Consider the following 24,940-nt stretch of genomic DNA (forward strand, 5'->3'; position numbering starts at 1 on the left):
TCCGGCCGTACAGGCCGGGCGACGCGCGCCGGGACGATCCACCCTTACCGGTATCGACTAGTACCCGCAGTGTCGCCGAGAAGGCGCGATTCCTCGCTTACCCGCGGGGCGCAACGTCCTCCGGCAGCACGGGCCAAGGAGCTTTAAATGGATATTTTCATCCAGCAGATCCTCAACGGGCTGGTGCTCGGCAGTGTGTACGCCATCATCGCGTTGGGTTACACGATGGTGTACGGCATTCTCGGCATCATCAACTTCGCGCACGGCGACGTGCTGATGATCGGCGCGATGGTCGCCCTGTCGGCGATCACCGTGCTGCAGAACCACTTTCCGCAACTCGGCAACGTCGCGACGCTGACGATCGGTCTCGGCATCGCCGCGGTCGTCTGCGCGTTCGTCGGCTTCACGATCGAACGCGTCGCGTACCGGCCGCTGCGCCGCGCGCCGCGTCTCGCGCCGCTGATCACCGCGATCGGCGTGTCGATCCTGCTGCAGACGGCCGCGATGATCATCTGGTCGCGCAACCCGCTGCCGTTCCCGCAATTGCTGCCGACCGATCCGATCAACGTGATCAAGGCGACCGACACGACGCCCGGCGCCGTGATCTCGGTTACTGAAATCGTGATCATCGCGGTCGCGTTCATCGTGATGGGCGGCCTGCTGCTGCTCGTGCACAAGACCAAGCTCGGCCGCGCGATGCGCGCGATCGCCGAAAGCCCGAACACGGCGAGCCTGATGGGCGTGAACCCGAACTTCGTGATCTCCGCGACGTTCATGATCGGCTCCGCGCTCGCCGCGCTGGCCGGCGTGATGATCGCGTCCGAATACGGCAACGTGCACTTCTACATGGGCTTCATCCCCGGCATGAAGGCGTTCACGGCCGCGGTGCTCGGCGGGATCGGCAACCTCGGCGGCGCGATGGTCGGCGGCGTGCTGCTGGGCCTGATCGAGCAGCTCGGCGCGGGCTACATCGGCAACCTCACGGGTGGCGTATTCGGCAGTAACTACCAGGACGTGTTCGCATTCATCGTGCTGATCATCGTGCTGGTGTTCCGTCCGTCGGGCCTGCTGGGCGAACGTGTCGCGGACCGCGCGTAACGGAAGGGGAGCAAACAACATGACATCCATTCAACCGATCGAATCGTCGACGTCGCTCGTCGAAGAGCGCAACACCGCCAAGACCGTCATCATCGGCATCCTGACCGCAGCCTTCGTGATCGCCGCGCCGATCATCATCGGCTCGGCCGGCGGCAATTACTGGGTTCGCGTGCTCGACTTCGCGATGCTGTACGTGATGCTCGCGCTGGGGCTGAACGTCGTGGTCGGCTTCGCCGGCCTGCTCGACCTCGGCTACATCGCGTTCTACGCCGTGGGTGCGTACACGGCGGCGCTCTTGAGCTCGCCGCACCTGACGTCGCAGTTCGAGTGGATCGCGGCGCTCGCGCCGAACGGGCTGCACGTGCCGTTCCTGATCATCGTGCCGATCGCGATGGCGTTGGCGGCGACCTTCGGGATCCTGCTCGGCGCGCCGACGCTGCGCCTGCGCGGCGACTACCTGGCGATCGTCACGCTGGGCTTCGGTGAAATCGTCCGGATCTTCATGAACAACCTCGACCGCCCGGTGAACATCACCAACGGCCCGAAGGGGATCACGGGCATCGATCCGGTGCACGTCGGCGGCTTCAACCTGTCGCAGACGCACACGATCTTCGGCTTCCAGCTGCCGTCGGTCTACATGTACTACTACCTGTTCGTGCTGTGCGCGCTGCTGGTGATCTGGGTGTGTACGCGTCTGCAGCACTCGCGTATCGGCCGCGCATGGGCGGCAATCCGCGAAGACGAAATCGCCGCGAAGGCGATGGGCATCAACACCCGCAACGTGAAGCTGCTCGCGTTCGCGATGGGCGCGTCGTTCGGCGGCCTGTCGGGCGCGATGTTCGGTGCGTTCCAGGGCTTCGTGTCGCCCGAGTCGTTCACGTTCTGGGAATCGATCGTCGTGCTGGCCTGCGTGGTGCTCGGCGGCATGGGCCACATTCCGGGCGTGATCCTCGGCGCGGTGCTGCTCGCGATCTTCCCGGAATTCCTGCGCTCGACGATGAGCCCGCTGCAGCACGCGCTGTTCGGTCACGACATCGTCGACACCGAAGTGATCCGTCAGGCGCTGTACGGCCTCGCGATGGTCATCATCATGCTGTACCGCTCGGAAGGCCTGTGGCCCGCGCCGAAGCATGAGGACAAGATCGCGAAACTGGCGAAGCGCAACAGCAAGAAGCCGGTGCGCGCTTAACCAACGGACAAGGGGATAACCACATGAGCGACAAGCAAATCCGACTGTCCGTCACGGGCGTGAACAAGCGTTTCGGCGGGCTGCAGGCGCTGTCCGACGTCGGCCTGCAAATCAAGGAAGGCGAGATCTACGGGCTGATCGGCCCGAACGGCGCGGGCAAGACCACGTTCTTCAACGTGATCACCGGCCTCTACACGCCGGACTCCGGCGACTTCAAGCTGGACGGCCAGAACTACACGCCGACGGCCGTGCATCAGGTCGCGAAGGCCGGCATCGCGCGCACGTTCCAGAACATTCGCCTGTTCGGCGGGATGACGGCGCTCGAGAACGTGATGGTGGGCCGCCACGTGCGCACCAAGCACGGTCTGCTGGGCGCGGTGTTCCAGACGCCGGCCGAACGCCAGGAAGAGCGCGAGATCAAGGAGCGCGCGATCGAGCTGCTCGAATACGTCGGCGTGCTGCAGTACGCGGACTACACGTCGCGCAACCTGTCGTACGGCCACCAGCGCCGTCTCGAGATCGCGCGCGCGCTCGCGACCGACCCGAAGCTGCTCGCGCTCGACGAGCCGGCGGCCGGGATGAACGCGACCGAGAAGGTCGAACTCACGCGCCTGCTCGACAAGATCCGTTCGGACGGCCGCACGATTCTCCTGATCGAGCACGACGTGAAGCTCGTGATGGGATTGTGCAACCGGATGACGGTGCTCGATTACGGCAAGGTGATCGCCGAGGGTCTGCCGCAGGACGTGCAGAAGGATCCGAAGGTGATTGAGGCATATCTCGGCGCAGGGGTGCACTGATGGCAGCGGCAATGTTGAAAATCAAGGGCTTGCAGGTCAACTACGGCGGCATCCAGGCCGTCAAGGGCGTTGACATGGAAGTCCGTCAGGGCGAGCTGGTGACGCTGATCGGCGCGAACGGTGCAGGCAAGACCACGACGATGAAGGCGATCACGGGCCTGAAGCCGTACTCGGCCGGCGACATCGAATACGACGGCAAGTCGATCAAGGGCATCCCGCCGCACGAGCTGCTCAAGCGCGGCCTCGCGATGGTGCCGGAAGGGCGCGGGATCTTCGCGCGGATGTCGATCATCGAGAACATGCAGATGGGCGCGTACCTGCGCAACGACAACGAGCAGATCAAGAAGGACGTCGACCGCATGTTCGGCTTCTTCCCGCGCCTGAAGGAGCGGGCGACGCAGCTCGCGGGTACGCTGTCGGGCGGCGAGCAGCAGATGCTCGCGATGTCGCGCGCGATTCTGAGCAAGCCGAAGCTGTTGCTGCTCGACGAGCCGTCGATGGGGCTGTCGCCGATCATGGTCGAGAAGATCTTCGAAGTGGTGCGGGAAATCTCGAAGGAGGGCATCACGGTGCTGCTGGTCGAGCAGAACGCGCGCCTCGCGCTGCAGGCTGCGGACCGCGGCTATGTGATGGATTCGGGCACGGTCACGATGGAAGGCGACGCGAAGCAGATGCTCGACGATCCGAAGGTGCGCGCCGCGTATCTGGGCGAATGAACGAGCCCGGTGCGGCGCGGCGGCGGATGCCGGACGTGCCGCGCGGGTGCTTTCGAAAGGCTGTCACGGGGTGCCGTGGCAGCCTTTTTTGCATCTTGCGCGCCCGGCGGCGACGCCATTCGTTCGGCGTTGATGCGGCCGTGCGGCGCGCAGCGAGGTGGCGTGAACATCCGTGCGCGACCGCGCGTTCGCCAAACCGACACGCGGAGCGCGTACCATGAGCGATCCATCGTGACACGGAGCGCGCGCATGAGTCTCGACTACGGTTTCGTGAAGGCGAAGGTCACGTCGGTGGCGCGGCTGAAAGGTTCGCCGCACGGCAGTGAAACCCAGTATCACATCCACCTGACGCTCGCGTTGCCGACCGGCGACTGGGACGTCGCGATCAACGTCGGCACCAACGACGCGGACGATCTGCTGAACTACAAGCTCGTCTACGATTTCCATCACCCGGTCACGGCGACGCTCGCGGCCGCCGTCGAAGGCTATACCGACCTGACCGGGCACACTGCGCTGCCGGCGCTCGACTACCTGCGCAGCGACATCCTGAACGAGACGGGCACATGGCGCGCGAGCGCGGTGATGGACGGCACCGAGCACGCGGAGCCGATCCCGTCGCTGCTGCGGCTCGTCAACGCCGCGCAGTCGCACGGGCTCGACGTCGTCGTGTTCGGCCGCAGATATTCGGACGGCAGCGGCATCCACGACACGCACATGAACCAGGGCTCGACGGGCGCGCATTACCTGCATCGCGCCGGCGACGACCACAACGATCACAACGACGTGTGGCAGGACGGCGCGCTGATCGTGCGCGTGAGCGACACGCAGTGGGCCGCATATTTCGCGGCATTCGAGCAGCAGGCCGTGCCGACCGACGCGCTCGGCAATCCGCTGCCGGACGCGGGGCCGATCACGCGCTGACGGCGACGGCCGGCGCGGTCACGCGGCCGGCAGCGTCTTGCCGAACGAGATGCGCTCCTCGACGCGATAGCCGAGCGCCGCATAGAAGCGGCACGCATCGTCGTTGCCGGGCAGCACCTGCAGATTGACCTTCAGGCAGCCGCGCGCGGCGAGCGCGCGTTCCGCATGCGCGAGCAGCGCGCGGCCGATGCCGAGCCGACGGGCGTCGTTCGATACGCCGAACGAGTAGAGCCAGCCGCGATGTCCGTCGAAACCGGCCATCAGCGTGCCGACGACCCGCGCGCCGCAGGTTGCGACGAAGAACAATTCCGGCTGCGTCGCGAGCTTCAGCTCGATCGACCGCAGCGGATCGCGGTGCGGCGGCGCGCCGGCTTCGCCGTAATGCGGGAACGCGTCGCGCCAGACGGCCAGCACCGCATCGGTGTCGGCGCGCTCGAACGGGCGGATCACGACGGCATCGGCATCCATCGCGGCGCGCTCGTTACAGCGTGTCGAGGATCGACCGAAGCATCGCCATCATCTGGTCGATCTCGTCGGTCGTCACGTTCAGCGCCGGCATGAAGCGCAGCAGGTTCGGGCGTGCCGCGTTCAGCAGCAGGCCGTCGGGCTGCATGTCGCGCGCCTTCTCGACGATCTGCGGGCCGATGTCCTTGCCGAGCAGCAGCGCGCGCAGCAGGCCTTCGCCGCGTTCGCCGTCGAAGCCGCGCTCTTCCGACAGCTCGAGCAGCTTGCGCTTCAGGTACTCGCCGCGCGCCCGCACGCCTTCGAGGAAGCCGGGCGCGACGAGTTGCGAGATCACCGAATAGCCGACCGCCGTCATCAGCGGGTTGCCGTTGTACGTGCCGCCCTGGTCGCCGGCCTCGAACACCGCGACGTCGGCTTTCGACAGCAGCGCGCCGAGCGGTGCGCCGCCGCCGATGCCCTTCGCGAGCGTCATGACGTCCGGCTCGATGCCCGACAGCTCGTACGCGAACAGCGTGCCCGCGCGGCCGCAGCCGCTCTGCACTTCGTCGACGATCAGCAGCAGGTTGTGCTGCTTCGTCAGCGCGCGCAGCGCCTGCATGAATTCGCGCGTCGCCGGGATCACGCCGCCTTCGCCCTGGATCGGCTCGAGCATCACGGCGACGGTCTTGTCGGTGATCAGCTTCTCGACCGAGTTGATGTTGTTGAGTTCGGCCTTCGGGAAGCCCGGCACCTGCGGTGCGTAGATCGTGTCCCAGCCCGGCTTGCCGCTCGCCGACATCGTCGCGAGCGTGCGGCCGTGGAAGCTGTGGTCGAACGTGATGATCTCGTATGCGCCGTTCTTGAACTTGCGGCCCCACTTGCGCGCGAGCTTGATCGCGCCTTCGTTCGCTTCCGCGCCGCTGTTCGTGAAGAACACCTTGTCGAACACGCTGTGCTGCGTGAGCAGGCCCGCGAGTTTCGCCATCGGCTCGTTGTAGAACGCCGGCGACGGGTTCAGCAGCTTTTCGGCCTGCGTCTTCAGCGCTTCGACGATCCCGTCGTTGCAGTGGCCGAGGCTGTTGACGGCCCAGCCCTGGATGAAGTCGAGATAGCGCTTGCCCGTGTGATCGTAGAGCCACGAACCCTTGCCGTGCGTGAACACGATGTCGGGGCGGTTCGTGATGTACATCAGCGAGTCGATCGGGTAATCGTTCAGGGGCATGGCAGCAGACTCCAGCGGACGTTGAAAGGGGAACGGGCAATAAAAAAGCCACGGAAAGCCGTGGCTGGTGGATCGAACAGCTTGTGCGTAACCGGTGAAGCGGAGGAGGGTTACGCGCGAGTCCGTGACGAGCCGGCGGCATCCGGGCGGAGCGGCGAGCGGCGACGTCGGAGAGCGGACAGGAAGCGGTTCATGTGCGCAAGCATAAGGCATCCCGCGCCCCACTGTAAACCGCCGCGATGCCATGGATGTGACACGGCGGCGCGCAGCGGGGCGCGCTCATGCGCCCGGTGCTCAGACCGGATGCGCGAGATCGGCGGCGCTCGTGAACGAGTCCGCGTAGAACTCGTCGGCCGGCAGCGCATGGTGCTGCGTGAAGTCGCGCTGCGCGGATTCGACCATCACCGGCGCGCCGCACGCATACACCTGATGACCGGACAGATCGGGCAGGTCCTCGATCACCGCGCGGTGGACGAAGCCGGTGCGGCCGGTCCACTGATCGGCGTCGTCCGGCTCGGACAGCACCGGCACGTACTTGAAGTTCGGGATTTCGCGCACCCATTGCTCGGCGAGCTCGCCGAGGTAGATGTCCTTTTTGCGGCGGGCGCCCCAGTAGAGCGTCATCGGGCGCGTGATGCCCGTGTGCTTCACGTGCTCGATGATCGCCTTGATCGGCGCGAAGCCGGTGCCCGACGCGAGCAGCACGATTGGCTTGTCGGATTCCTCGCGCAGGAAGAACGTGCCCAGCGGGCCTTCGAAACGCAGGATGTCGCGCTCCTTCATCGCGCCGAACACGTGATCGGTGAACTTGCCGCCCGGCATGTGGCGGATGTGCAGCTCGATCGGGCCTTCCTCGTGCGGCGCGTTCGCCATCGAGTAGCTGCGGCGCGAGCCGTCCTTCAGGATGAATTCGACGTACTGGCCGGCGAGGTATTGCAGGCGTTCGTTGGCCGGCAGCTGCAGCTTCACGACCATCACGTCGTCCGCCTTGCGTTCGAGCGCGGCGATCCGGCACGGCAGCTTCTTCACCTGCACGCCGTCGACGCCGGCGATTTCACGCACGTCGATCTCGAGGTCGCATTGCGCCTTCGAGCAGCACAGCAGCGCGAGGCCGCGCGTGCGTTCGTCGTTGGACAGTGCCGATGCGGCATGCGGGCCCTGTTCGATCTGGCCCGACACGATCTGGCCCTTGCAGGAGCCGCACGCGCCGTTCTTGCACCCGTACGGCAGATGGACGTTCTGGCGCAGCGCGGCCGCCAGCACGGTTTCGTCCGACTCGACCTGGAACTGCCGGCCGCTTTGCTTGAGAGTAACGTTGAATGCCATAGAACCAAATAGAACAAAATGTGGGGACCGTGCATCTCACGCACGGCGGCTACAATGCAAGCCCGTTGCGCGCCGCGCAACATGGCAACTGATTTCGCAACCAACATGATCGCGACTCGAATCCTGCGCCGGCCGCGCGCATTGATCGTCGGCTGCGGCGACGTCGGCCTGCGCTGCGTCGCGCAATGGCGCGAAGCGCGCCCCGACCTGCGCATCGTCGCGCTGACGAGCCATGCGGACCGCCGCGACGAATTGCGCGCGGCCGGCGCCGCGCCGATCGTCGGCAACCTCGATCGCCGCGCGACGCTGCGGCGGATCGCCGGGCTCGCCCGCACGATCCTGCATCTCGCGCCCCCGCAATCCGAGGGCCGCGACGACCGTCGCACGCGTGCGCTGATCGCCGCATTGTCCGTGCCCGCACGGCGCGCTTCCGCACCGGCCGTCGCGGCGGCCGGGCGGCTGCGCACGCTGCGCGCCGCGACGCGGCAAGCCGGCGGCCCGGCGCGGCGAGCGCGTATTGTACCCGACGCCTTTCGCGCGCCCACGCTCGTCTACGCGAGCACGACCGGCGTTTACGGCGATTGCGGCGGTGCGCGAATCGACGAAACGCAGCCGCTGCGCCCCGCGAATCCGCGCGCGTTCCGGCGCGTGTCGGCCGAGCGTCAGCTGCGGGCGGCGACGGTGCGCGGCGTGCTGTCCGCGCGCATCGTGCGGATTCCCGGCATCTATGCGGAGAACCGGCTGCCGCTCGCGCGGCTCGAGCGCGGCACACCCGCGCTCGACGCGGCCGACGACGTCTACACGAACCACATTCACGCGGACGATCTCGCGGCGATCCTGCGCCGCGCGGCCGTGCGCGGCAAACCGGCGCGCGCCGTCCACGCGTCGGACGACAGCGAACTGCGGATGGGAGAGTATTTCGACCGGGTCGCGCGGGCGTTCGGCCTGCCGCCGCCGCCGCGCATCAGCCGCGTGGACGCTGAGCGCCAGCTCGAGCCGACGCTGCTGTCGTTCATGCGCGAGTCGCGGCGCCTGTCGAATGCGCGGCTCAAGGCCGAATTGTGCGTGACGCTGCGCTACCCGACCGTAGACGAATTCCTTCAAACGCTCGCGCCGGGCGGCACGTCAGGTCAGCGCCGGTAGCGCCTCGATCAGCAGGAAGCACAACAGCGCGCCGATCATCGCGCCGATCAGATTCGGATGATATTTGTGCTTCATGTGCATCGCGGCGAGCAGCGCGCCGATCAGGATGGCGCCCACGACCGCGAACGCGATCATCACGTACGACAGTTCGAAAGAATGGTTGATGTTCATGATGTCTCCCCTGCATCGCTGCTCGTACAGCTTGTGATTTCAGTATAGCGGGGGAACGTGCGGCCGCGATGCGGCCGGGCACCGAACGATCGTGCGGATTTTCCCTTACAGGGTTTCGACGGGATTGCGCAGCGCGGAAAGTTCGCTGTCGTCGAGCCAGCGCCACGCGCCGGGCGCGAGATCGTCCGGCAGCGTGAAGCCGCCGATGCTTTCGCGGTGCAGCGCGTCGACGCGGTTGCTGGCGGCGGCCACCATGCGTTTCACTTGATGATATTTGCCTTCGAGAACGGTCAGCACGAGCGTGTGCGGGCCGCGCGCGCCGGCGGCGACCGCCGCGATCGGCTTCGGCTCGCCGTGCAGCTGCACGCCCGTGCGCAGCGCGTTCAGCTGCGCATCGTCGAGCGGGTGGCGCACGGTCGCGACGTACGTCTTCGGCACCTTGCGCTTCGGCGACGTGTACGCGTGCACGAACTGGCCGTCGTCGGACAGCAGCAGCAGCCCGGTCGTGTCCTGGTCGAGGCGGCCGACGCACTGCACGCCGCGCGCAACGAGCGGCGCCGGTAGCAGGCTGAACACGCTCGCGTGGTGTTGCGGCTCGCGCGAACATTCGTAGCCGGCCGGCTTGTTCAGCGCGAGATACGCACGCGGGTGGAACGGCCACGCGACGCCGTCGACCGTGAACACGAGGCCGTCGGTGTCGAAGATCGCGTCGGGGTCGGTTGCGTGTGCGCCCGCGACGGTGACGCGGCCCGTTTCGATCAGGCCGCGGCACTGGCGGCGCGAGCCGAAGCCCTGCGTGTAGAGAATGCTTTCGAGATCCATAGCGCGCGCATTCTATCAAGCGGCGTGCCGGCATCGGCACGAACCCGGCCGCGCTGGTAAGCTGCCGAAGCGCCGCGCGCGACGCGGCACACCAACCGCAAGCGGATCAACGTGCCGCTGACCGCGCCCGCCGCGGGCGTCGATGCGGTCAGATGGGGGCCGTCGCGGCCGACGGATGTCGCGCGCAACGCGCGTACGGCTTCAGCGTGAAGTGACGGCAACACAGCGACGGCGGCGGGCCCGGGCCAGGGCCGCCACATTTTCATTCGACATGGAGCAAGCCGCATGAACCCGACGACGCTCGACGCACTCGCCGATTTTCCCCGCCAGCTCGAAGCCCATTTCGCGGCCGTGCCCGATGGCTATGCACGCTGGACGCCCGACGACTGGAGCGGGATTCCGAGCGAGCACTTCTCGCCGCTCGGGCAGCTCTGTCACGTGCGCGACATCGAGATCGACGGCTACCACGTGCGGCTACGGCGGATGCTCGACGAGGATCACCCGCTGCTCGTGTCGGTCGACGGCGATGCGCTCGCGCTCGAGCGCCGCTACGACGCCGCGTATGCGTCCGACGTGCTCGCGGCCATTCGGGACGCGCGGCGCGAAACACTCGAGCTCGTGTCGCGCCTGACGCCGGAGCAGTTCGCGCGCACCGGCGAATTCGACGGCTACGGCGTGCTCACCGTGCGCGGCCTGCTTCATTACCTGTGCAGCCACGACCAGCAGCATCTGGCCGGCATGCAGTGGCTGCTCGGCAAGATCGACGCGGCGCTGCACGCACGGTGAGCCGCACGGCCCATGAGCACGGGCCGCGCGGATTTCGGTGTGAGCGTCGGTGCGGCATCCCACCATTCCTGCCCGCCGATTGGCTCGCTTTTCTGGATAATCCATCCAGCCGCACCCGGCTGACCGGCACGGCGCGCGTGCCTACACTCCTAGCTCCATTCAACGCAAAAAGGAGTCAACCGTGGCCACTCACACGCTCGCAGACAAGGTCGTCCTGATCGCAGGCGGCGCCAAGAATCTCGGCGGCCTGATCGCCCGGGACCTGGCCGGCCACGGCGCGAAGGCGGTGGCGATTCACTACAACAGCGCGGCGTCGCAGGCGCAGGCCGAGGAGACGGCCGCCGCCGTGCGTGCCGCCGGCGCCGAAGCCGCGACGTTCCAGGGCGACCTGACGACCGCCGCCGCGGTCGAGCAGCTGTTCGGCGACGCGAAGCAGCGCTTCGGCAAGATCGACATCGCGATCAACACCGTCGGCAAGGTGCTGAAGAAGCCGATTACCGAAATTTCGGAGGCCGAATACGACGAGATGTTCGCGGTCAACAGCAAGTCGGCGTTCTTCTTCATCAAGGAAGCGGGGCGGCACCTCGAGGATCACGGCAAGCTCGTCACGTTGGTGACGTCGCTGCTCGGCGCGTTCACGCCGTTTTATGCGGCGTACGAAGGATCGAAGGCGCCGGTCGAGCACTTCACGCGCGCCGCGTCGAAGGAGTACGGCGCGCGCGGGATCTCGGTGACGGCGGTCGGCCCGGGCCCGATGGACACGCCGTTCTTCTATCCGGCCGAAGGCGCCGACGCGGTCGCGTATCACAAGACGGCGGCCGCGCTGTCGCCGTTCAGCAAGACTGGCCTCACGGACATCGAGGATGTCGTGCCGTTCATCCGCCATCTGGTGACGGACGGCTGGTGGATCACCGGCCAGACGATCCTGATCAACGGCGGCTATACGACCAAGTAACGGGGCGCGCCGGCGGCCGCGGCGCGCCGCAATGGACCATTTGCATGGACAATGGACGGGCGCGCGGACACCCGACCGCGCGCCCGTTTCTTTTGTGTCGCCGCAGCGGCCCGCATGGGCTGCAACACGCGGCGCTTGCCGGTGACGGCCGTCCGAACCTACGTTTTCCGCTGCCGATGGACAAGCTGGACCAGGTCAGAATCTTCCTGCAGGTTGCCGAATTGGGCAGCTTCATCAAGGCCGCGGGTGCGCTCGACGTGCCGCGCGCAACCGTGTCCGCGGCTGTCCAGCAGCTCGAGTCGGCGCTCGGCACGCGCCTGCTGCACCGCACGACGCGGCAGGTCCAGCTGACGGCCGACGGCGCGCTGCTGCTCGAGCGCGGCCGGCGGCTGCTCGCGGAAGCCGACGAACTCGACCGGCTGTTCCGGCGCCGCGATCGCGACGTGATCGGGCGGCTGAACGTCGACGCGCCGAGCCGGATCGCGCGTCGCGTGATCGCGCCCGCGCTGCCGTCGCTGTTTTGCCGCTACCCGAAGCTGCAGCTGTCGCTCGGCTCGACGGACCGCTCGATCGATCTCGTGCAGGAGGGCGTCGATTGCGCGATCCGCGTCGGGCGGCTCGCGGACAGCAGCCTCGTGGTGCGGCCGCTCGGCCAGTTCGCGCTGATCAATTGCGCGAGCCCCGGCTATCTGCGCGAATGCGGCGTGCCCGAGCGCCCGGATGCGCTCGCGCACGGACACTGGGCGATCGGTTATGCGTCGCCGACGACCGGCCGCGAGCTTGAATGGGAATACTGCGCGGACGGCGGCCGGCATGCGCTGACGCTGCCGAGCCGCGTGATCGTCAACAATGCCGAAACTTATATCGCGAGCTGCATCGCCGGAATGGGGCTGATCCAGATTCCGCGCTTCGACGTCGTGCATCTGCTCGACAGCGGCGCGCTCGTCGAGGTGATGCCCGGCCATCGCGCCGCGCCGATGGACGTGTCGGCTGTCTATCCGCATCGGCGGCATCGGTCGAGGCGGCTCAATGCGTTCGTCGAGTGGTTCGGCGAGTTGATGAAGGATGCATTGAACGACACGGGCGCGGCCGGCAGCGGCGACTGACAGCGGCGTCGTGCCCGCGCCGGCAAGCCTTCGCCGTTCGTCAGCCGGCGACGCCGATCGCTCGGCGTCGGCGCGAGGCGGCATGTACGGTACGTTCGGTAACGCAGTACGTGCGGCCATCGCGCTGCGTCTACTCAAGCGGCGAACTGCCGCGTGCGTCCGGTCCGCTGCACCGCGTCGATCAGCGCGGCGCAGGCGCCGTCGGGTTTCGACGCGAATGCGTAGAAGCGCGCGGCCGGCAGCGCCGGCAGGCCGTCGTGCACCGCGCATTCGCGCAGGCCGTCGCGCAACTGGCTGCGTGCGAGCGCCGTGACCGCGAAGCCGGCAAGCGCGGCCGACACGCAGCCGGCCATGCTCGCGCTTTCGAACAAAACCCGAAACGGCCGCAGCGCGGCCGCGAGCGCGGACACCGCGGCTTCCCGATACACGCACGGCTCCGGAAACAGCGCGAGCGGCACGCCGTCGTCGGCGTCGAGCGCCGTATCCGCCGCGAACGCCCATACGAGCGGTTCGTCCCACAGCAGTTCGCCGGGCGTGTCGACCTGCCGGCATTGCTTGCCGAACACGACGTCCAGCCGGCCCAGCGATTGCTCGCGCAGCAGCGACGCGGTGATGCCGACCTTCAGCTCGATCGACGTGCGCGGATGGCTGTCGCGGAACGTGCGCAGCACCTGCGGCAGCCACGTGCCGGCGAAGTCCTCCGACGCGCCGACGCGCAGCGGGCCGTGCGCCGGCGCGCCGCGCAGCCGGGCGCGCACTTCGCGCTCCATGTCGACGATGTTGCGCGCGTACGCATACAGCGTGTCGCCGGCCGGCGTGAGCGCGACGCGGCGCGTGGTGCGCGCGAGCAGCACCGTGCCGGCGGCCTGTTCGAGCCGCTTGATGTGGCCGCTGACCGCCGACGGCGTCAGCGCGAGACGTTCGGCGGCCGGCGCGAAGCCGTGGCGATCGACGACTTCGAGGAAGGTGCGCAGCAGCGTGATGTCGAGCGCGCTCGACGCAGGATCGGTCAGCGGTTCCATTGATTTATTCAACGTGATACTCGAAGAATGGATCATGATACTCCGCGAATCATGATGAGATGCGGATCTACCATCGATGTCCGGACTGAACACAGGAGGGCACGATGACTGCTTATCGACATGTAACGACGGCGTCGCTCGACATCGCCTATCTCGAATGGAATCCGCGCGGCGAGCGCGTGGCCGTGCTGCTGCACGGCTGGCCCGACAGCCCGGCCGGCTGGGAAGCGGTGGCGCAAATGCTGAGCCTGCACGGCTTTCGTGTGCTCGCGCCGGCATTGCGCGGCTTTGCGCCGACCCGCTTTCGCGATCCGGCGACGCCGCGCAGCGGCCGCCTCGCGGCGCTCGGCCGCGACCTGCTCGAGTTCGTCGACGCGCTCGGCATCGAGCGGCCGGTCCTCGCCGGGCACGACTGGGGCGCCCGCGCGGTGGCGAACGCGTGCGGGTTGCGCGACGGCGCCGCGTCGCATCTGGTGATGCTGTCGGTCGGATACGGCACGAACGACCCGGCCCAGCCGCTGTCGCTGCAGCAGGCGCGCAACTACTGGTACCACTGGTATATGGCGACGCCGCGCGGCGAGCAGGCGCTGCGCGACGATCGCCGCGCGTTCGCGCGCCTGATGTGGGATACATGGTCGCCGGCCGGCTGGTACGACGAACGCGACTTCGATGCGGCAGCCGCCGCGTTCGACGGGCCGGACTGGATCGACGTGGTGCTGCACTCGTACCGTTATCGCTGGGGGTTCGTCGACGGCGGAGCGGCGTACGCGCACGACGACGCGCAACTGACGCCCGCGCCGGTGCTGTCGGTGCCGACGCTCGTGTTGCACGGCGCCGCGGACGCGTGCAACGGGCCGGAGACGTCCGCCGGACGCGAGGGGTTCTTCACCGGCCGCTACGTGCGCACCGTGCTCGACGGCGTCGGCCACTTTCCGCAGCGCGAGGCGCCTTCGGTCGTCGCGGACGCGATTCTGCGGTTCTGCGAGCGCGGTTGACGCGCCGGCCGGCGCCGCGCGTGGCGGCGATCGACCTTGCACGACTGGCGACGCACGGTGCGAACAGGCCGGCGCGCCCGGTGTTCCTGCACGTTTCGCAGCGGCTGCGATTGCCGACGCGGAACGCTTCGTCGGCGCCGTCCTGCGGCGGGGCGACGAATGCGCGGTACGGGCGCTTGCCGGCCGGGCGCGGCGACGCGCTCGACAATCGCCGTCACGACCGCGCCGGCTCCGCTGGTTCGGGCGCGGCGACGCCGCTCACCGCCCGATCTCGTGCCGCAAGGTGCGCCAACTGCGAGCGCTCCGTCAGCACATGCCGCCGTTCGCGCGCAGGATCTGACCGTTGATCCACGCGCCGTCCGGCCCGGCGAGGAATGCGACGACGCGCGCGATGTCGTCGGGCTGGCCGAGCCGCTCGAGCGGGTTCAGCTTCGCGAGCCGATCAATCAGTTCGGGGCTCTTGCCCTGCAGGAACAACTCGGTCGCGACCGGTCCCGGCGCAACGGCGTTCACGCGGACGCCGCGCCCGCGCATTTCCTGCGCGAGCACCTGCGTGAGGCTTTCGACCGCCGCCTTGCTTGCGACGTACACGCCGTAAGTCGGCATGCGCATGCCGATCACGCTGGTCGACAGGTTGATGATGCGTCCACCGTCGCGCACTCGCTTTGCCGCTTCGCGGCATACGTTGAACGTGCCTTTCACGTTGATGGCGATCGTTTCGTCGAAGAGCGCATCGTCGCAGCCGGCGATCGTCGCCAGCTTCATCACGCCCGCGGAATTGACCACCACGTCGAGGCCGCCGAATGCATCGCGGGCAGCGTCGAACAGCGCGGCGACGGCCGCCGGGTCGGCGACGTTCGCCTGCACCGCGACGGCGCGACCGCCGTCGGCGACGATCGCATCGACCACTTCGCGAGCGGGGCCCGCGCTGCCCGCATAGTTGACGACGACCCGGAAGCCGTCCCGGGCGAGTTGGCGCGCGATTTCCGCGCCGATACCGCGCGACGAACCCGTGACGAGGGCGACCTGTTCCGCTGTGCTCATGTCCTGCTCCTATTGAGGTTGAATGCCGTTCGAGGCGGCGACAGGACTACTGTAGGCTTCCTCGCAGAATAAAAATAATGAATAATGATCAGTAAATAAATGACTGAAAGTATGTCTTATGGCGTTCGACAGCAGATTGCTCAGCGGTATCGGCGTGCTTTCCGCGGTGATCGAGGCCGGCACCTTCGCGCGGGCGGGCGAGGCGATGGGGCTGACTCAACCGGCGGTCAGCCGTGCCGTCGCGCGGCTGGAAGAGCGGGTCGGCATCCGGATCTTCAACCGGACGGCGCGCGCGATCACGTTGACCGACGAAGGACGGCGCTTCTACGAGGCGGTCGCGCCGCTGCTGGCCGGCATCGAGGAGGCGGCGCTCGACGCCGGCCAGTCGAAGGCGCGCGTGAGGGGGCGGCTGCGGGTCAACGTGGACGGCACGTTCGGTCACTACGTGCTCGCGCCGCGGATGGCGGAGTTCCTCGATCGCTTTCCCGATCTGTCGGTCGAGGTCAGCGTGCGGGACCGGATGGGCGACCTCGTCGCGGACGGCTTCGACGTGGCGGTGCGCTTCGGCATCCCGGAGCCGTCGTCATATCGCGCGCGGCTGCTGGTCGAGACGCGCGTGCTGACCTGCGCATCGGCCGCGTACGTCGCGCGTCATGGCGAACCGCGCCACCCTCGGGATCTTGCGCACGGTCATCGGTGCGTGCTGATGCGCGACCCGGTGACGGGACGACCGTACCAATGGGAGTTTCATCGCGGCAAGGAAGTTGTGCCGGTGGACGCCACCGGCAGGCTGACGGTCAACGATACGGGCGGGCTGCTCGGCGCGTGCCTGGGCGGTGTCGGCATTGCGCAACTGCTCGAGCTCTATGCGCAGGACGTGCTGGCCGACGGGCGGTTGGTGCAGTTGTTGCCCGAGTGGGCGGACGAGACGTTCCCGCTGTATGCGTACCATCACGCGTCGAATCTCGTTTCGGCGAAGGTCCGCGTGTTTCTGGACTTCGTGCGTGAATTGACTGGCTGAGCCGAGGTGGCGCAATGCGGTGGGCGTGCGGGGAGACGCGTTCGGCGACAACCAGGCCACGCGATCTGGCCAGGCTCGATTATCGGGACGGAGGACCGAAGCGGGGCAGCGAGTGGCGTCGATTGCATTGACGCCGCTCGCCCCGCTTCCGTTTCCCGCTGCGTCAATAGGCGAGATCGCGGAGAACGATGTTTTGCTGGTTCTGGTAGGCAGGGCCGACTTGATTGAATGCGACCAGGACGGGCGCGCCCGTCGTGCGGGCCGCGCATAAAATCGCCACGATGCCGGCGTCGATGCTGGCATTCGTCACTTGATACGCGACGCCATCGGATACGTCGGTCAACGTTGCGCCGAACTTGTCGACGAAGTTCACGCCAGTGACCGTGACGAAGGCCAACGAAGCCGAACTGTCGCGAGACGCGAGTGCCTGGAATCGCGCATCGTTCTTGAATGATTCTCTGTTCATTGCGTTTTCCTTGGACAAGAGTGCCGAGCAAATTTTCTTGAAGCGAAGTGGCGATCGGCGGAAGCAGCTCGCGCGGCCTGAGCGGGCGGCACGAGACGCCGCTTCCCGATCGCTAAATCGGGGTCACGATGAAACCCTGCGATCCGTCGCTTCCGACGATGACATCGTTTTCGCCGGTGCGATTCAGGAAGGCATTCGTCAGGCCGTTGACAATGACCGGAAATCCGTCGATGTTCGGGCCAACCTGAGAAAGCCGCGCGGCGTCATTTGCGTCCGGAAGCATCAAAAAGGGATTGCCGGACGCCGGAATGGGAGGGCAGCTGAGATACCGTTTGTCGAAGGTATTCCCGGGGGAATCCAGCTGCAGCGTCACATTCTCGAATTCGTCGCTTGTGACGGGTTTGTCGGTGTTCCATATCGACGGATTGTCGCTGAACGCCAACCGTCCCTTGCTGTCGACGGACAAATATAGTGAACGATTCGCTGAATATTTGAGCGTAATGGCCGTCATTTTCGTGTCCTGGAGGGTTGTCTATTTGAACGGACCAGGGCGCCGCCGAAGTGACGCCCTGATTTCTCCGGGCTGGCATCGGGAGTGATGCGCGCCGGTGAAGTAATGCCGTACTTCGGGTTTCAGCCTTGCGTGAACATGCCGGTTCCGGCTCCCGTGAACTCGCCGTTGATACTTCCCCAGGGTCCCGATACCAAAACGGCCAGCACGCGCGTTCCTTCCAATAGGGTCATCGAAACGGCGCCGGCATTAATCGACAGCTCCAATGTAAGCAGAACGCCGATCAGATTCTCCGTGTCGGGAACCGTGCCCTGCATGTAGATATTGGAAAGGTCGATATTCGTTCCCGTCCCGGTCGCTTGCCCGACGAACTTCACCCGAGTGCCTTGATTGGGTTGCGGCCCAATGACGGCCAGTGATGAACTGATATAAACCGTTTCGTTATGCGGCCCGCAGCCGCAGCCGCAGCCTTCGAAGCCGAAATATCCGCAGATATATTGCTGGCATCCGCAGCCGCACAGGGATTGCGGTTGAACACTCTGGTCGAAAGCGGCCTTCAGGTCGGGCTTCTTGGCGACCAGCACTTCCCTGCTCTTGATCGCCGCGTCATAGGCCGCCCGGGATTTCTTGTCGAGTTCGGCGGTTTGCTCCGGCGTCACATCTTTAAGCGATTCACTCATTTTAAGGCCCTCTATGATTTTCGTGTCGTGATGAAGGTATTGCGCCTCGCTCGGTCGGCGGTATTTTTTCGTTGATGGCGCAATGTCTCCAAGCTGGGTGGAAATTGCCGACCTGGCGAACTCGTATGTAAGTGTTCTGCAAGAGTGCATCGCTTTGCCCGAAAGGTGCCTCGACCACCTTCGAGAGGGTTCGAATGGAATCCGATGCGAAAAATAAATGTATCCGGTTCTATTTGTTTCTATGTGACGTGCCGAATAAGTAGCGTGATTTGAGTTTATGGCTTGGCATCAATTCGGCCAACTGACAAATCCTACAGGATCGTGGTGAATATTCTTAAAATGATGCGCTGACGGATATTTGATATTTTTTATTTGGATGCTCTATAAAACAAGATATACGGTGCATCAAACATCCGGGTTGTGTGTTTGTGGTAATTGCGGGCCGGGTGGAGGTGGTCGGTCGGCGAAATTGTTCGTATCCGATTGCGGCGCTATAAATCCATTGTTTTATATTGCGGCGCAATTATATATCTGGAATAGATATTTGCAATTATGCGAAGTATGCTCGGTGCGGTTCATCGGCGCTGCTGCACGCCGCCCGTCCATTCTTCCAGGCGAGTATGCAGGTGCGACGCTCGGGCAGTCGGTGCGCGGCACGTACCGGGGTAGTCCAACACGAACGAGAGCCGGCCCGCCGGGCCCGCTGTCGGCGACGGGGAGAGGCGCGAAAGAAAAAGCCCCGGTCATCGCTGACACGGGGCTCTGTTCCGGCACACTCTTCGGCGCGTCGTGTCGCTCGGAAGGTGTTCGCCGCTTCGGTCTTCTACCGCCTTCCTCGGAAGGCGCTGCGCAAGGTCACTTGGATGCTCTTGCGTTTGTCTATTGGTGCCCAGGGCCGGAATCGAACCGGCACGCCTTGCGGCGGGGGATTTTGAGTCCCCTGCGTCTACCAATTTCACCACCTGGGCTTGAACCTGGCCGCAACCGATGACGCAGATCGTGCGCGGCGAAACGCGGATTATGGCGGAAAACGGGGCACCGGGCAAGCAGTCCGGCGACCGGCCTCGTACTACTGGCTCAGGTACACGAACTGGCCATGCTTGACGATCCCCATCACGCTCGCGCGCTGGTCGAGCCCCACGTGATCCGTGTCGCTCGTATTGACGACGCCGTTCGGCACGACGAGCTCGTGCGCGCGCTCGAGTTCGCGCCGCAACGCAGCCCGGAAGGCCGGCGTGCCGGGCTGCGCGGCCTTCAGCGCACGGCCGACCGCGTCCGCGAGGCGCGGATACACGCCCGCCGCATCGCCCGCGAACTGCGTGACCGTACCGGCGCCATACTTGGCCTCGTACGCATCGACGAACGCGAGCGCGGCCTTGCGCGCCGGATGGTCGGCAGGCAGCGTGCGCGCGACGACGACCGGCTGGGTCGGGAACAGCGTCCCGTCGACGTCCTTGCCGCCGAGCTTGATGAATTCCGGCGTCGCGATCCCGTGCGTCTGGTAGATCGCGCCCTTGTAGCCGCGCTCGATCAGCGTGCGCTGCGGCAGCACGGCCGGCGTGCCCGAGCCCGCGATCAGGATCGCGTCGGGGTTCGCCGCGATCAGCTTCAGCGCCTGGCCCGTGACACTCGCGTCGGTGCGGTTGAAGCGCTCGGTCGCGATCACGCGGATCTTGCGCAGTTGCGCGAAGCGCGTGAACTCGTTCAGCCAGCTGTCGCCGTAGCTGTCCGCGAACCCGATGAAACCGACCGTCTTCACGCCGTGGTTGGCCATGTAGCGCGTCATCACGTCGGCCATCGCGCGGTCGCTCTGCGCCATCTTGAACGCCCAGGTCCGCGCGCCTTCCTGCGGCTCGACGATCGCGCCCGACCCGACCAGCGTGATCATCGGCGTCTGCGCGGCCGCCACCGCGTCGAGCGCCGCGAGCGCGGCCGGCGTGATGTTGGGCCCGACCACGACGTCGACGCGGTCCTCGTCGACCAGCTTCCGGATGTTGCGCACGGCGGTGCCCGGATCGGACGCGTCGTCGAGCACCGTCACCTGCACCGGCTGCCCGGCGATCGTCTTCGGCCACATCAGGATCGCGTTCTTGCTGGTGATGCCGATCGCGGCGGCCGGGCCGGTCGACGACAGGTCGACGCCGACCTTCAGGTCGGCATGTGCGGCCGCGCAGGCAAGCACGAGGGCGGCACCGGCGGCGCGGCGCAACAGGGCGGGAAAGCGCAACGGGGCGGGAAGCGTCATGCGGGAATCTCCATCTGCGTCGGGCCACAAAAAGGGGCGCGATGTGCGCCCCTGCGTTTATACCTGTCCGTCAAAGCTCGTACGATTCGGATTCGCCCTTGAGCGCCTGCTCGATCAGCTTGCGGTTCAGCGTCGGCGACAGCAGCTCGACGAGCGTATACACATAGCTGCGCAGGTAGGCGCCCTGCTTGAGCGCGACGCGCGTCACGTTGCTGCCGAACAGATGGCCGACCGGAATCAGCCGCAGGCTGCGGTCGCGCTCGGGGTTGAACGCGATGTCGGCCATGATCCCGACCCCGAGACCGAGCTCGACATAGGTCTTGATCACGTCGGCGTCGATCGCCTCGAGCACGATGTCCGGCGACAGCCCGCGCAGCGCGAACGCGTGGTTGATCTTCTTGCGGCCGGCGAACGCGTCGTCGTACGTGATCAGCGGGTACTGCGCGAGATCGTCGAGCGTGACCGGCTTGCGCTCGAGCAGCGGGTGATCGGCCGGCACGACGGCCGCGTGATGCCACTGGAAGCAGGGCAGCGACACAAGTTCCTTGTAGTCGGCGATCGCCTCGGTCGCGATCGCGAGATCGGCCTGATCGTGGATCACCATCTCGGCGACCTGCGTCGGGCTGCCTTGCAGGATCGACAGGTGCACCTTCGGAAAGCGCTTCTTGAACTCGGCGATCGCGGCAGGCAGCGAGTAGCGCGCCTGCGTGTGCGTCGCGGCGATCGTCAGGTTGCCCTGATCCTGTGCCGCATAGTCTTTTCCGACCCTTTTCAGGCTTTCGACCTCCTGCAGGATCCGCTCGACCGACGCGAGGATGATCCTGCCCGGCTCGGTCAGCGAGCGCACGCGCTTGCCGTGCCGCGTGAAGATCTCCACGCCGAGTTCGTCCTCGAGTTCGATGATCGCCTTCGACACCCCCGGCTGCGACGTATACAGCGCCTTGGCGGCCTCGGTGAGGTTGAAATTCTGCCGGACGGCCTCGCGCACGAAGCGAAATTGGTGCAGGTTCATTTATAACCCTTCCGCATATCAACAGAATTTTTTAGTCGTTTGAAATATAAGGCGAGTTTATTACGATTCACCCGAGTTTTTCAAATATGGATATCTGTTTTCGTCATTAGCAATCCAGCCGGGCAGCGGAAGGCCGGCTAGGGCGGCGGAACGGAGATTCGGGCGCGACGTGGCTAGGACGTCGCGCAGTCACCACGAAAACCCTGGGGTCCCCGAATGTATCAGTACGACCAGTACGACCAGACGATCGTCGACGAGCGAGTCGCGCAGTACCGCGATCAGGTGCGCCGCCGCCTGTCGGGCGAGTTGAGCGAAGACGAGTTCCGTCCGCTGCGCCTGCAGAACGGCCTGTACATGCAGCGCCACGCGTACATGCACCGCATCGCGATTCCGTACGGCAACCTGCGCAGCGAGCAGCTGCGGATGCTGGCGCGCATCGCGCGCGAGCACGACCGCGGCTACGGGCACTTCTCGACGCGCTCCAACATCCAGTTCAACTGGGTCCAGCTCGAAGAAACGCCGGAGATCCTCGCGAAGCTCGCGTCGGTGCAGATGCACGCGATCCAGACGTCGGGCAACTGCATCCGCAACATCACGGCCGACCAGTTCGCCGGCGTCGCGCAGGACGAAGAGATCGATCCGCGCCCGTGGGCCGAGATCCTGCGCCAGTGGTCGACGTTCCATCCGGAATTCGCGTGGCTGCCGCGCAAGTTCAAGATCGCGGTGTCGGGCTCGAAGCATGACCGCGCGGCCGTGCAGATCCACGACCTCGGTGTGTACCTGAAGAAGAACGCGCAGGGCGAGGTGGTCGCGAGCATCCTCGCGGGCGGCGGCCTCGGCCGTACGCCGATCGTCGGCGCGGTGATCAAGGAAGATCTGCCGTGGCAGCACCTGCTCACGTACTGCGAAGCCGTGCTGCGCGTGTACAACCGCTACGGCCGCCGCGACAACCTGTACAAGGCGCGGATCAAGATCCTCGTGAAGGCGCTGTCGCCGGCGAAGTTCGCGCAGCAGGTCGACGAAGAATGGCAGCACCTGAAGGACGGCCCGTCGACGCTCACGCAAGCCGAAATCGACCGCGTGTCGCAGTACTTCAAGCCGCCCGTCTACGAGAAGCTCGCGGACACCGACGCGTCGTTCGAGCAGCACCTGCTCGAGAACAAGGCGTTCGCGCGCTGGGTCGAACGCAACGTCGCGCCGCACAAGGTGCCCGGCTATGCAGCCGTCACGCTGTCGCTGAAGGACCACCGCGTGGCCCCCGGCGATGCGACGGCCGAGCAGATGGAGCAGGTGGCGGACTGGGCCGACGCGTACTCGCTCGGCGAACTGCGCGTGTCGCACGAGCAGAACCTGATTCTCGCGAACGTGAAGAAGCGCGACCTGTTCGCGCTGTGGGAAAAGGCGAAGGCGGCCGGTTTCGCGACGCCGAACATCGGCCTCCTGACCGACATCATCGCGTGCCCGGGCGGCGACTTCTGCTCGCTCGCGAACGCGAAGTCGATCCCGATCGCGCTCGCGATCCAGCAGCGTTTCGACGATCTGGACTACGTGTACGACCTCGGCGACCTGTCGCTGAACATCTCCGGTTGCATGAACTCGTGCGGTCATCACCACGTCGGCAACATCGGCATCCTGGGCGTCGACAAGGACGGCGCCGAGTGGTACCAGGTGTCGCTCGGCGGCGAGCAGGGCACGGGCCGCAACGGCGCACGCCTCGGCCGCGTGATCGGGCCGTCGTTCTCCGCGGAAGAAGTGCCGGACGTGATCGCGAAGCTGATCGACACGTTCGTCGAAGCGCGCATCGACGGCGAGCGCTTCATCGACACGTACGACCGCATCGGCATCGCGCCGTTCAAGGAGCGCGTGTATGCGGCGCGCCAGGCAGTGAACGCGTAACCAACCGGGTACAAGGAATTTGCAGATGGCTTCGATTATCAAGAACCGCGCAGTGATCGACGACGCATGGCAGGTCGTGCGCGCGGCGGAAGACGGCGCGCTGCCCGCGGTCGACGCGTTGCCGGCCGGCAAGGTGCTGGTGCCGTTCGCGCTGTGGCAGGCCGAGCGCGCGGCGCTCGTCGCTGCGAAGACGAAGGACGAACTCGGCGTGTGGCTCGCGCCGGACAACGAGCCGGCCGATCTCGTGGCCGATTTCGGCGCGATTTCGCTGATCGCCGTCGATTTCCCGCGCTTCGCGGACGGCCGCGGCTACAGCATCGCGCGGCTGCTGCGCGAGCGCCACGGCTGGACGGGCGAACTGCGCGCGATCGGCGACGTGCTGCGCGACCAGCTGCTGTACATGTCGCGTTGCGGCTTCGACGCGTTCGCGGTGCGTGCCGACAAGGACATCCACGACGCGTTGAACGCGTTCACCGAATTCACGCAGCGTTACCAGGGCGCGTTCGACGAGCCGGCACCGCTGTTCCGCCGCCGCGAGGCTGCGCCCGACGCCAAGGTGAGCGCATGAGCACCGCGACCGCCACCGCGCTGACGCCGGAACTCGCCGCGAAGATCGAGCGCCTCGACGCGCTGCTCGCGCAGATCGGCGCGAGCCACGACAAGGTGAAGCTCGCGAGCAGCCTTGCGGCGGAAGACATGCTGCTCACGCACGCGATCCTGTCGAAGCGCGTGCCGATCGGTATCTTCTCGCTGAACACCGGCCGTCTGCACGCGGAAACGCTCGGCATGATCGACCGCGTGCGCGAACGCTACGGCTACGAAATCGAGCAGTTCCACCCGCGGCAGGACGCGGTCGACCAGTACGTCGCCGAGCACGGCCTGAATGCTTTCTACGAAAGCGTCGAGCTGCGCAAATCGTGCTGCCACATCCGCAAGGTCGAGCCGCTGAACCGCGCGCTGGCCGACGTCGGCGCGTGGGTCACGGGCCAGCGCCGCGAGCAGTCGGTCACGCGTGCGGAGCTGCACGAGGAAGAACAGGACGACGCGCGCGGGATCGCGAAGTACAACCCGCTCGCCGACTGGACGGAAGCCGACGTGTGGGCATACCTCGAGGCATTCGACGTCCCGGTGAACCCGCTGCACGCGCGCGGCTATCCGAGCATCGGCTGCGAGCCTTGCACGCGCGCGATCCGCCCCGGCGAGGACAGCCGCGCGGGCCGCTGGTGGTGGGAGTCGCGCGACACGAAGGAATGCGGGCTGCACATCACGACGATCACGCCGATTCCCGCGAACGCCGAGGCCGGCGCCGCGCGCTGAACGCCGACAAGAAACCGAATATTGCGCCGCCT

Annotated in this window: 26 protein-coding genes and 1 tRNA gene; 14 read left to right on the forward strand and 13 right to left on the reverse strand. The window is 66.3% G+C overall.

The window, feature by feature from the left end; all coding sequences use genetic code 11:
• Window positions 1-147: 147 nt before the first annotated feature.
• From BSE24067_RS17990 to BSE24067_RS18010, 5 genes are all read left to right on the forward strand, one after another.
• Complete coding sequence (locus BSE24067_RS17990; protein ID WP_151065560.1) at window positions 148-1,098, forward strand: branched-chain amino acid ABC transporter permease; 951 nt, start codon at window positions 148-150, stop codon at window positions 1,096-1,098.
• A gap of 19 nt (window positions 1,099-1,117) precedes the next feature.
• Window positions 1,118-2,287: an ABC transporter permease subunit gene (locus BSE24067_RS17995; protein ID WP_151065561.1), complete on the forward strand. Its 1,170-nt coding sequence runs from the start codon at window positions 1,118-1,120 to the stop codon at window positions 2,285-2,287.
• A 23-nt stretch (window positions 2,288-2,310) separates the two neighbouring features.
• Entirely contained in the window at window positions 2,311-3,087 is a 777-nt protein-coding gene (locus tag BSE24067_RS18000) for an ABC transporter ATP-binding protein (RefSeq protein ID WP_151065562.1), read from the forward strand.
• Window positions 3,087-3,803 (forward strand): ABC transporter ATP-binding protein, encoded by a 717-nt coding sequence (locus BSE24067_RS18005; protein ID WP_012492822.1) that lies wholly within the window; start codon window positions 3,087-3,089, stop codon window positions 3,801-3,803. Before BSE24067_RS18000 ends, BSE24067_RS18005 begins: the two co-directional genes overlap by 1 nt.
• Window positions 3,804-4,052: 249 nt before the next feature.
• On the forward strand, window positions 4,053-4,724 hold the full coding sequence (locus BSE24067_RS18010) for a DUF2278 family protein (RefSeq protein ID WP_151065563.1): 672 nt from the start codon (window positions 4,053-4,055) through the stop codon (window positions 4,722-4,724).
• 18 nt (window positions 4,725-4,742) lie between these two features.
• Here BSE24067_RS18010 and BSE24067_RS18015 read toward each other — a convergent pair whose 3' ends face one another.
• The 3 genes from BSE24067_RS18015 to BSE24067_RS18025 all read right to left on the reverse strand — a co-directional run bounded on the left by BSE24067_RS18015 (window position 4,743) and on the right by BSE24067_RS18025 (window position 7,716).
• Entirely contained in the window at window positions 4,743-5,192 is a 450-nt protein-coding gene (locus tag BSE24067_RS18015; RefSeq protein WP_151065564.1) for a GNAT family acetyltransferase, read from the reverse strand.
• A 13-nt stretch (window positions 5,193-5,205) separates the two neighbouring features.
• A complete protein-coding gene (locus BSE24067_RS18020) occupies window positions 5,206-6,390 on the reverse strand; it encodes an acetylornithine transaminase (RefSeq protein ID WP_151065565.1) in 1,185 nt (394 codons plus the stop codon).
• A gap of 294 nt (window positions 6,391-6,684) precedes the next feature.
• A complete protein-coding gene (locus BSE24067_RS18025; protein ID WP_151065566.1) occupies window positions 6,685-7,716 on the reverse strand; it encodes a CDP-6-deoxy-delta-3,4-glucoseen reductase in 1,032 nt (343 codons plus the stop codon).
• Window positions 7,717-7,821: 105 nt separating this feature from the next.
• On the opposite strand from BSE24067_RS18025, the gene BSE24067_RS18030 reads away from it, so the two are divergent.
• Complete coding sequence (locus BSE24067_RS18030) at window positions 7,822-8,859, forward strand: NAD-dependent epimerase/dehydratase family protein (RefSeq protein WP_174904813.1); 1,038 nt, start codon at window positions 7,822-7,824, stop codon at window positions 8,857-8,859.
• Here BSE24067_RS18030 and BSE24067_RS18035 read toward each other — a convergent pair.
• The gene (locus tag BSE24067_RS18035) at window positions 8,842-9,030 is read right to left on the reverse strand and encodes a hypothetical protein (RefSeq protein WP_151066113.1); all 189 of its coding nucleotides are present in this window, start codon (window positions 9,028-9,030) and stop codon (window positions 8,842-8,844) included. The genes BSE24067_RS18030 and BSE24067_RS18035 overlap by 18 nt on opposite strands.
• A 105-nt stretch (window positions 9,031-9,135) precedes the next feature.
• A complete protein-coding gene (locus tag BSE24067_RS18040) occupies window positions 9,136-9,852 on the reverse strand; it encodes a pseudouridine synthase (protein ID WP_151066114.1) in 717 nt (238 codons plus the stop codon).
• Window positions 9,853-10,137: 285 nt separating this feature from the next.
• Between BSE24067_RS18040 and BSE24067_RS18045 the strand changes: the two genes are divergently transcribed.
• The 3 genes from BSE24067_RS18045 (at window position 10,138) to BSE24067_RS18055 (ending at window position 12,699) form a co-directional block, all read left to right on the forward strand.
• Window positions 10,138-10,638: a DinB family protein gene (locus tag BSE24067_RS18045; RefSeq protein WP_151066115.1), complete on the forward strand. Its 501-nt coding sequence runs from the start codon at window positions 10,138-10,140 to the stop codon at window positions 10,636-10,638.
• 181 nt (window positions 10,639-10,819) lie between these two features.
• Window positions 10,820-11,593, forward strand: coding sequence for an SDR family oxidoreductase (locus tag BSE24067_RS18050; protein WP_151066116.1), 774 nt, complete (start codon window positions 10,820-10,822; stop codon window positions 11,591-11,593).
• Between the two features lie 176 nt (window positions 11,594-11,769).
• A complete protein-coding gene (locus BSE24067_RS18055; protein ID WP_151066117.1) occupies window positions 11,770-12,699 on the forward strand; it encodes a LysR family transcriptional regulator in 930 nt (309 codons plus the stop codon).
• A 134-nt stretch (window positions 12,700-12,833) separates the two neighbouring features.
• Here the strand turns inward: BSE24067_RS18055 and BSE24067_RS18060 are convergent, their stop codons facing one another.
• Window positions 12,834-13,721: a LysR family transcriptional regulator gene (locus BSE24067_RS18060; RefSeq protein ID WP_151066118.1), complete on the reverse strand. Its 888-nt coding sequence runs from the start codon at window positions 13,719-13,721 to the stop codon at window positions 12,834-12,836.
• Between the two features lie 104 nt (window positions 13,722-13,825).
• On the opposite strand from BSE24067_RS18060, the gene BSE24067_RS18065 reads away from it, so the two are divergent.
• Window positions 13,826-14,716 carry an alpha/beta fold hydrolase gene (locus tag BSE24067_RS18065; RefSeq protein ID WP_151066119.1) on the forward strand — a complete coding sequence of 297 codons (891 nt, stop codon included), beginning with the start codon at window positions 13,826-13,828 and terminating at the stop codon, window positions 14,714-14,716.
• Between the two features lie 306 nt (window positions 14,717-15,022).
• On the opposite strand, the gene BSE24067_RS18070 is transcribed toward BSE24067_RS18065, so the two are convergent.
• Window positions 15,023-15,760 carry an SDR family oxidoreductase gene (locus BSE24067_RS18070; RefSeq protein ID WP_151066120.1) on the reverse strand — a complete coding sequence of 246 codons (738 nt, stop codon included), beginning with the start codon at window positions 15,758-15,760 and terminating at the stop codon, window positions 15,023-15,025.
• 118 nt (window positions 15,761-15,878) lie between these two features.
• Between BSE24067_RS18070 and BSE24067_RS18075 the strand changes: the two genes are divergently transcribed.
• Entirely contained in the window at window positions 15,879-16,781 is a 903-nt protein-coding gene (locus tag BSE24067_RS18075) for a LysR family transcriptional regulator (protein ID WP_151066121.1), read from the forward strand.
• Between the two features lie 163 nt (window positions 16,782-16,944).
• Here BSE24067_RS18075 and BSE24067_RS18080 read toward each other — a convergent pair whose 3' ends face one another.
• The 6 genes from BSE24067_RS18080 to BSE24067_RS18105 all read right to left on the reverse strand — a co-directional run bounded on the left by BSE24067_RS18080 (window position 16,945) and on the right by BSE24067_RS18105 (window position 21,695).
• Window positions 16,945-17,265, reverse strand: a complete 321-nt coding sequence (locus BSE24067_RS18080) for a hypothetical protein (RefSeq protein ID WP_174904814.1) — start codon at window positions 17,263-17,265, stop codon at window positions 16,945-16,947.
• Window positions 17,266-17,359: 94 nt separating this feature from the next.
• The gene (locus tag BSE24067_RS18085; RefSeq protein WP_151066123.1) at window positions 17,360-17,758 is read right to left on the reverse strand and encodes a hypothetical protein; all 399 of its coding nucleotides are present in this window, start codon (window positions 17,756-17,758) and stop codon (window positions 17,360-17,362) included.
• Window positions 17,759-17,880: 122 nt separating this feature from the next.
• Window positions 17,881-18,438 (reverse strand): hypothetical protein, encoded by a 558-nt coding sequence (locus tag BSE24067_RS18090; RefSeq protein ID WP_151066124.1) that lies wholly within the window; start codon window positions 18,436-18,438, stop codon window positions 17,881-17,883.
• Between the two features lie 883 nt (window positions 18,439-19,321).
• Window positions 19,322-19,406 (reverse strand) — tRNA-Leu (locus BSE24067_RS18095).
• 101 nt (window positions 19,407-19,507) lie between these two features.
• On the reverse strand, window positions 19,508-20,665 hold the full coding sequence (locus tag BSE24067_RS18100) for an ABC transporter substrate-binding protein (protein ID WP_151066150.1): 1,158 nt from the start codon (window positions 20,663-20,665) through the stop codon (window positions 19,508-19,510).
• 88 nt (window positions 20,666-20,753) lie between these two features.
• Window positions 20,754-21,695, reverse strand: coding sequence for a CysB family HTH-type transcriptional regulator (locus BSE24067_RS18105; protein WP_124827311.1), 942 nt, complete (start codon window positions 21,693-21,695; stop codon window positions 20,754-20,756).
• A 216-nt stretch (window positions 21,696-21,911) separates the two neighbouring features.
• Between BSE24067_RS18105 and BSE24067_RS18110 the strand changes: the two genes are divergently transcribed.
• The 3 genes from BSE24067_RS18110 to BSE24067_RS18120 are packed head-to-tail and all read left to right on the forward strand — an operon-like array spanning window position 21,912 to window position 24,908.
• Window positions 21,912-23,591: a nitrite/sulfite reductase gene (locus tag BSE24067_RS18110; protein WP_151066125.1), complete on the forward strand. Its 1,680-nt coding sequence runs from the start codon at window positions 21,912-21,914 to the stop codon at window positions 23,589-23,591.
• Window positions 23,592-23,616: 25 nt separating this feature from the next.
• Window positions 23,617-24,159 carry a DUF934 domain-containing protein gene (locus BSE24067_RS18115; protein WP_151066126.1) on the forward strand — a complete coding sequence of 181 codons (543 nt, stop codon included), beginning with the start codon at window positions 23,617-23,619 and terminating at the stop codon, window positions 24,157-24,159.
• The gene (locus BSE24067_RS18120) at window positions 24,156-24,908 is read left to right on the forward strand and encodes a phosphoadenylyl-sulfate reductase (RefSeq protein WP_151066127.1); all 753 of its coding nucleotides are present in this window, start codon (window positions 24,156-24,158) and stop codon (window positions 24,906-24,908) included. Before BSE24067_RS18115 ends, BSE24067_RS18120 begins: the two co-directional genes overlap by 4 nt.
• The last annotated feature ends 32 nt before the right edge of the window (window positions 24,909-24,940 follow it).

Source organism: Burkholderia latens (genome assembly GCF_902499045.1).
GTDB classification, from domain to species: domain Bacteria; phylum Pseudomonadota; class Gammaproteobacteria; order Burkholderiales; family Burkholderiaceae; genus Burkholderia; species Burkholderia latens.

What these genes read in the sequence shown, in the direction of transcription:
- BSE24067_RS17990 (WP_151065560.1), top strand. Translation starts at nt 148, where the DNA reads ATGGATATTTTCATCCAGCAGATCCTCAACGGGCTGGTGCTCGGCAGT.
- BSE24067_RS17995 (WP_151065561.1), top strand. Translation starts at nt 1,118, where the DNA reads ATGACATCCATTCAACCGATCGAATCGTCGACGTCGCTCGTCGAAGAG.
- BSE24067_RS18000 (WP_151065562.1), top strand. Translation starts at nt 2,311, where the DNA reads ATGAGCGACAAGCAAATCCGACTGTCCGTCACGGGCGTGAACAAGCGT.
- BSE24067_RS18005 (WP_012492822.1), top strand. Translation starts at nt 3,087, where the DNA reads ATGGCAGCGGCAATGTTGAAAATCAAGGGCTTGCAGGTCAACTACGGC.
- BSE24067_RS18010 (WP_151065563.1), top strand. Translation starts at nt 4,053, where the DNA reads ATGAGTCTCGACTACGGTTTCGTGAAGGCGAAGGTCACGTCGGTGGCG.
- BSE24067_RS18015 (WP_151065564.1), bottom strand. Translation starts at nt 5,192, where the DNA reads ATGGATGCCGATGCCGTCGTGATCCGCCCGTTCGAGCGCGCCGACACC.
- BSE24067_RS18020 (WP_151065565.1), bottom strand. Translation starts at nt 6,390, where the DNA reads ATGCCCCTGAACGATTACCCGATCGACTCGCTGATGTACATCACGAAC.
- BSE24067_RS18025 (WP_151065566.1), bottom strand. Translation starts at nt 7,716, where the DNA reads ATGGCATTCAACGTTACTCTCAAGCAAAGCGGCCGGCAGTTCCAGGTC.
- BSE24067_RS18030 (WP_174904813.1), top strand. Translation starts at nt 7,822, where the DNA reads ATGATCGCGACTCGAATCCTGCGCCGGCCGCGCGCATTGATCGTCGGC.
- BSE24067_RS18035 (WP_151066113.1), bottom strand. Translation starts at nt 9,030, where the DNA reads ATGAACATCAACCATTCTTTCGAACTGTCGTACGTGATGATCGCGTTC.
- BSE24067_RS18040 (WP_151066114.1), bottom strand. Translation starts at nt 9,852, where the DNA reads ATGGATCTCGAAAGCATTCTCTACACGCAGGGCTTCGGCTCGCGCCGC.
- BSE24067_RS18045 (WP_151066115.1), top strand. Translation starts at nt 10,138, where the DNA reads ATGAACCCGACGACGCTCGACGCACTCGCCGATTTTCCCCGCCAGCTC.
- BSE24067_RS18055 (WP_151066117.1), top strand. Translation starts at nt 11,770, where the DNA reads ATGGACAAGCTGGACCAGGTCAGAATCTTCCTGCAGGTTGCCGAATTG.
- BSE24067_RS18060 (WP_151066118.1), bottom strand. Translation starts at nt 13,721, where the DNA reads ATGGAACCGCTGACCGATCCTGCGTCGAGCGCGCTCGACATCACGCTG.
- BSE24067_RS18065 (WP_151066119.1), top strand. Translation starts at nt 13,826, where the DNA reads ATGACTGCTTATCGACATGTAACGACGGCGTCGCTCGACATCGCCTAT.
- BSE24067_RS18070 (WP_151066120.1), bottom strand. Translation starts at nt 15,760, where the DNA reads ATGAGCACAGCGGAACAGGTCGCCCTCGTCACGGGTTCGTCGCGCGGT.
- BSE24067_RS18075 (WP_151066121.1), top strand. Translation starts at nt 15,879, where the DNA reads ATGGCGTTCGACAGCAGATTGCTCAGCGGTATCGGCGTGCTTTCCGCG.
- BSE24067_RS18085 (WP_151066123.1), bottom strand. Translation starts at nt 17,758, where the DNA reads ATGACGGCCATTACGCTCAAATATTCAGCGAATCGTTCACTATATTTG.
- BSE24067_RS18090 (WP_151066124.1), bottom strand. Translation starts at nt 18,438, where the DNA reads ATGAGTGAATCGCTTAAAGATGTGACGCCGGAGCAAACCGCCGAACTC.
- BSE24067_RS18105 (WP_124827311.1), bottom strand. Translation starts at nt 21,695, where the DNA reads ATGAACCTGCACCAATTTCGCTTCGTGCGCGAGGCCGTCCGGCAGAAT.
- BSE24067_RS18110 (WP_151066125.1), top strand. Translation starts at nt 21,912, where the DNA reads ATGTATCAGTACGACCAGTACGACCAGACGATCGTCGACGAGCGAGTC.
- BSE24067_RS18115 (WP_151066126.1), top strand. Translation starts at nt 23,617, where the DNA reads ATGGCTTCGATTATCAAGAACCGCGCAGTGATCGACGACGCATGGCAG.
- BSE24067_RS18120 (WP_151066127.1), top strand. Translation starts at nt 24,156, where the DNA reads ATGAGCACCGCGACCGCCACCGCGCTGACGCCGGAACTCGCCGCGAAG.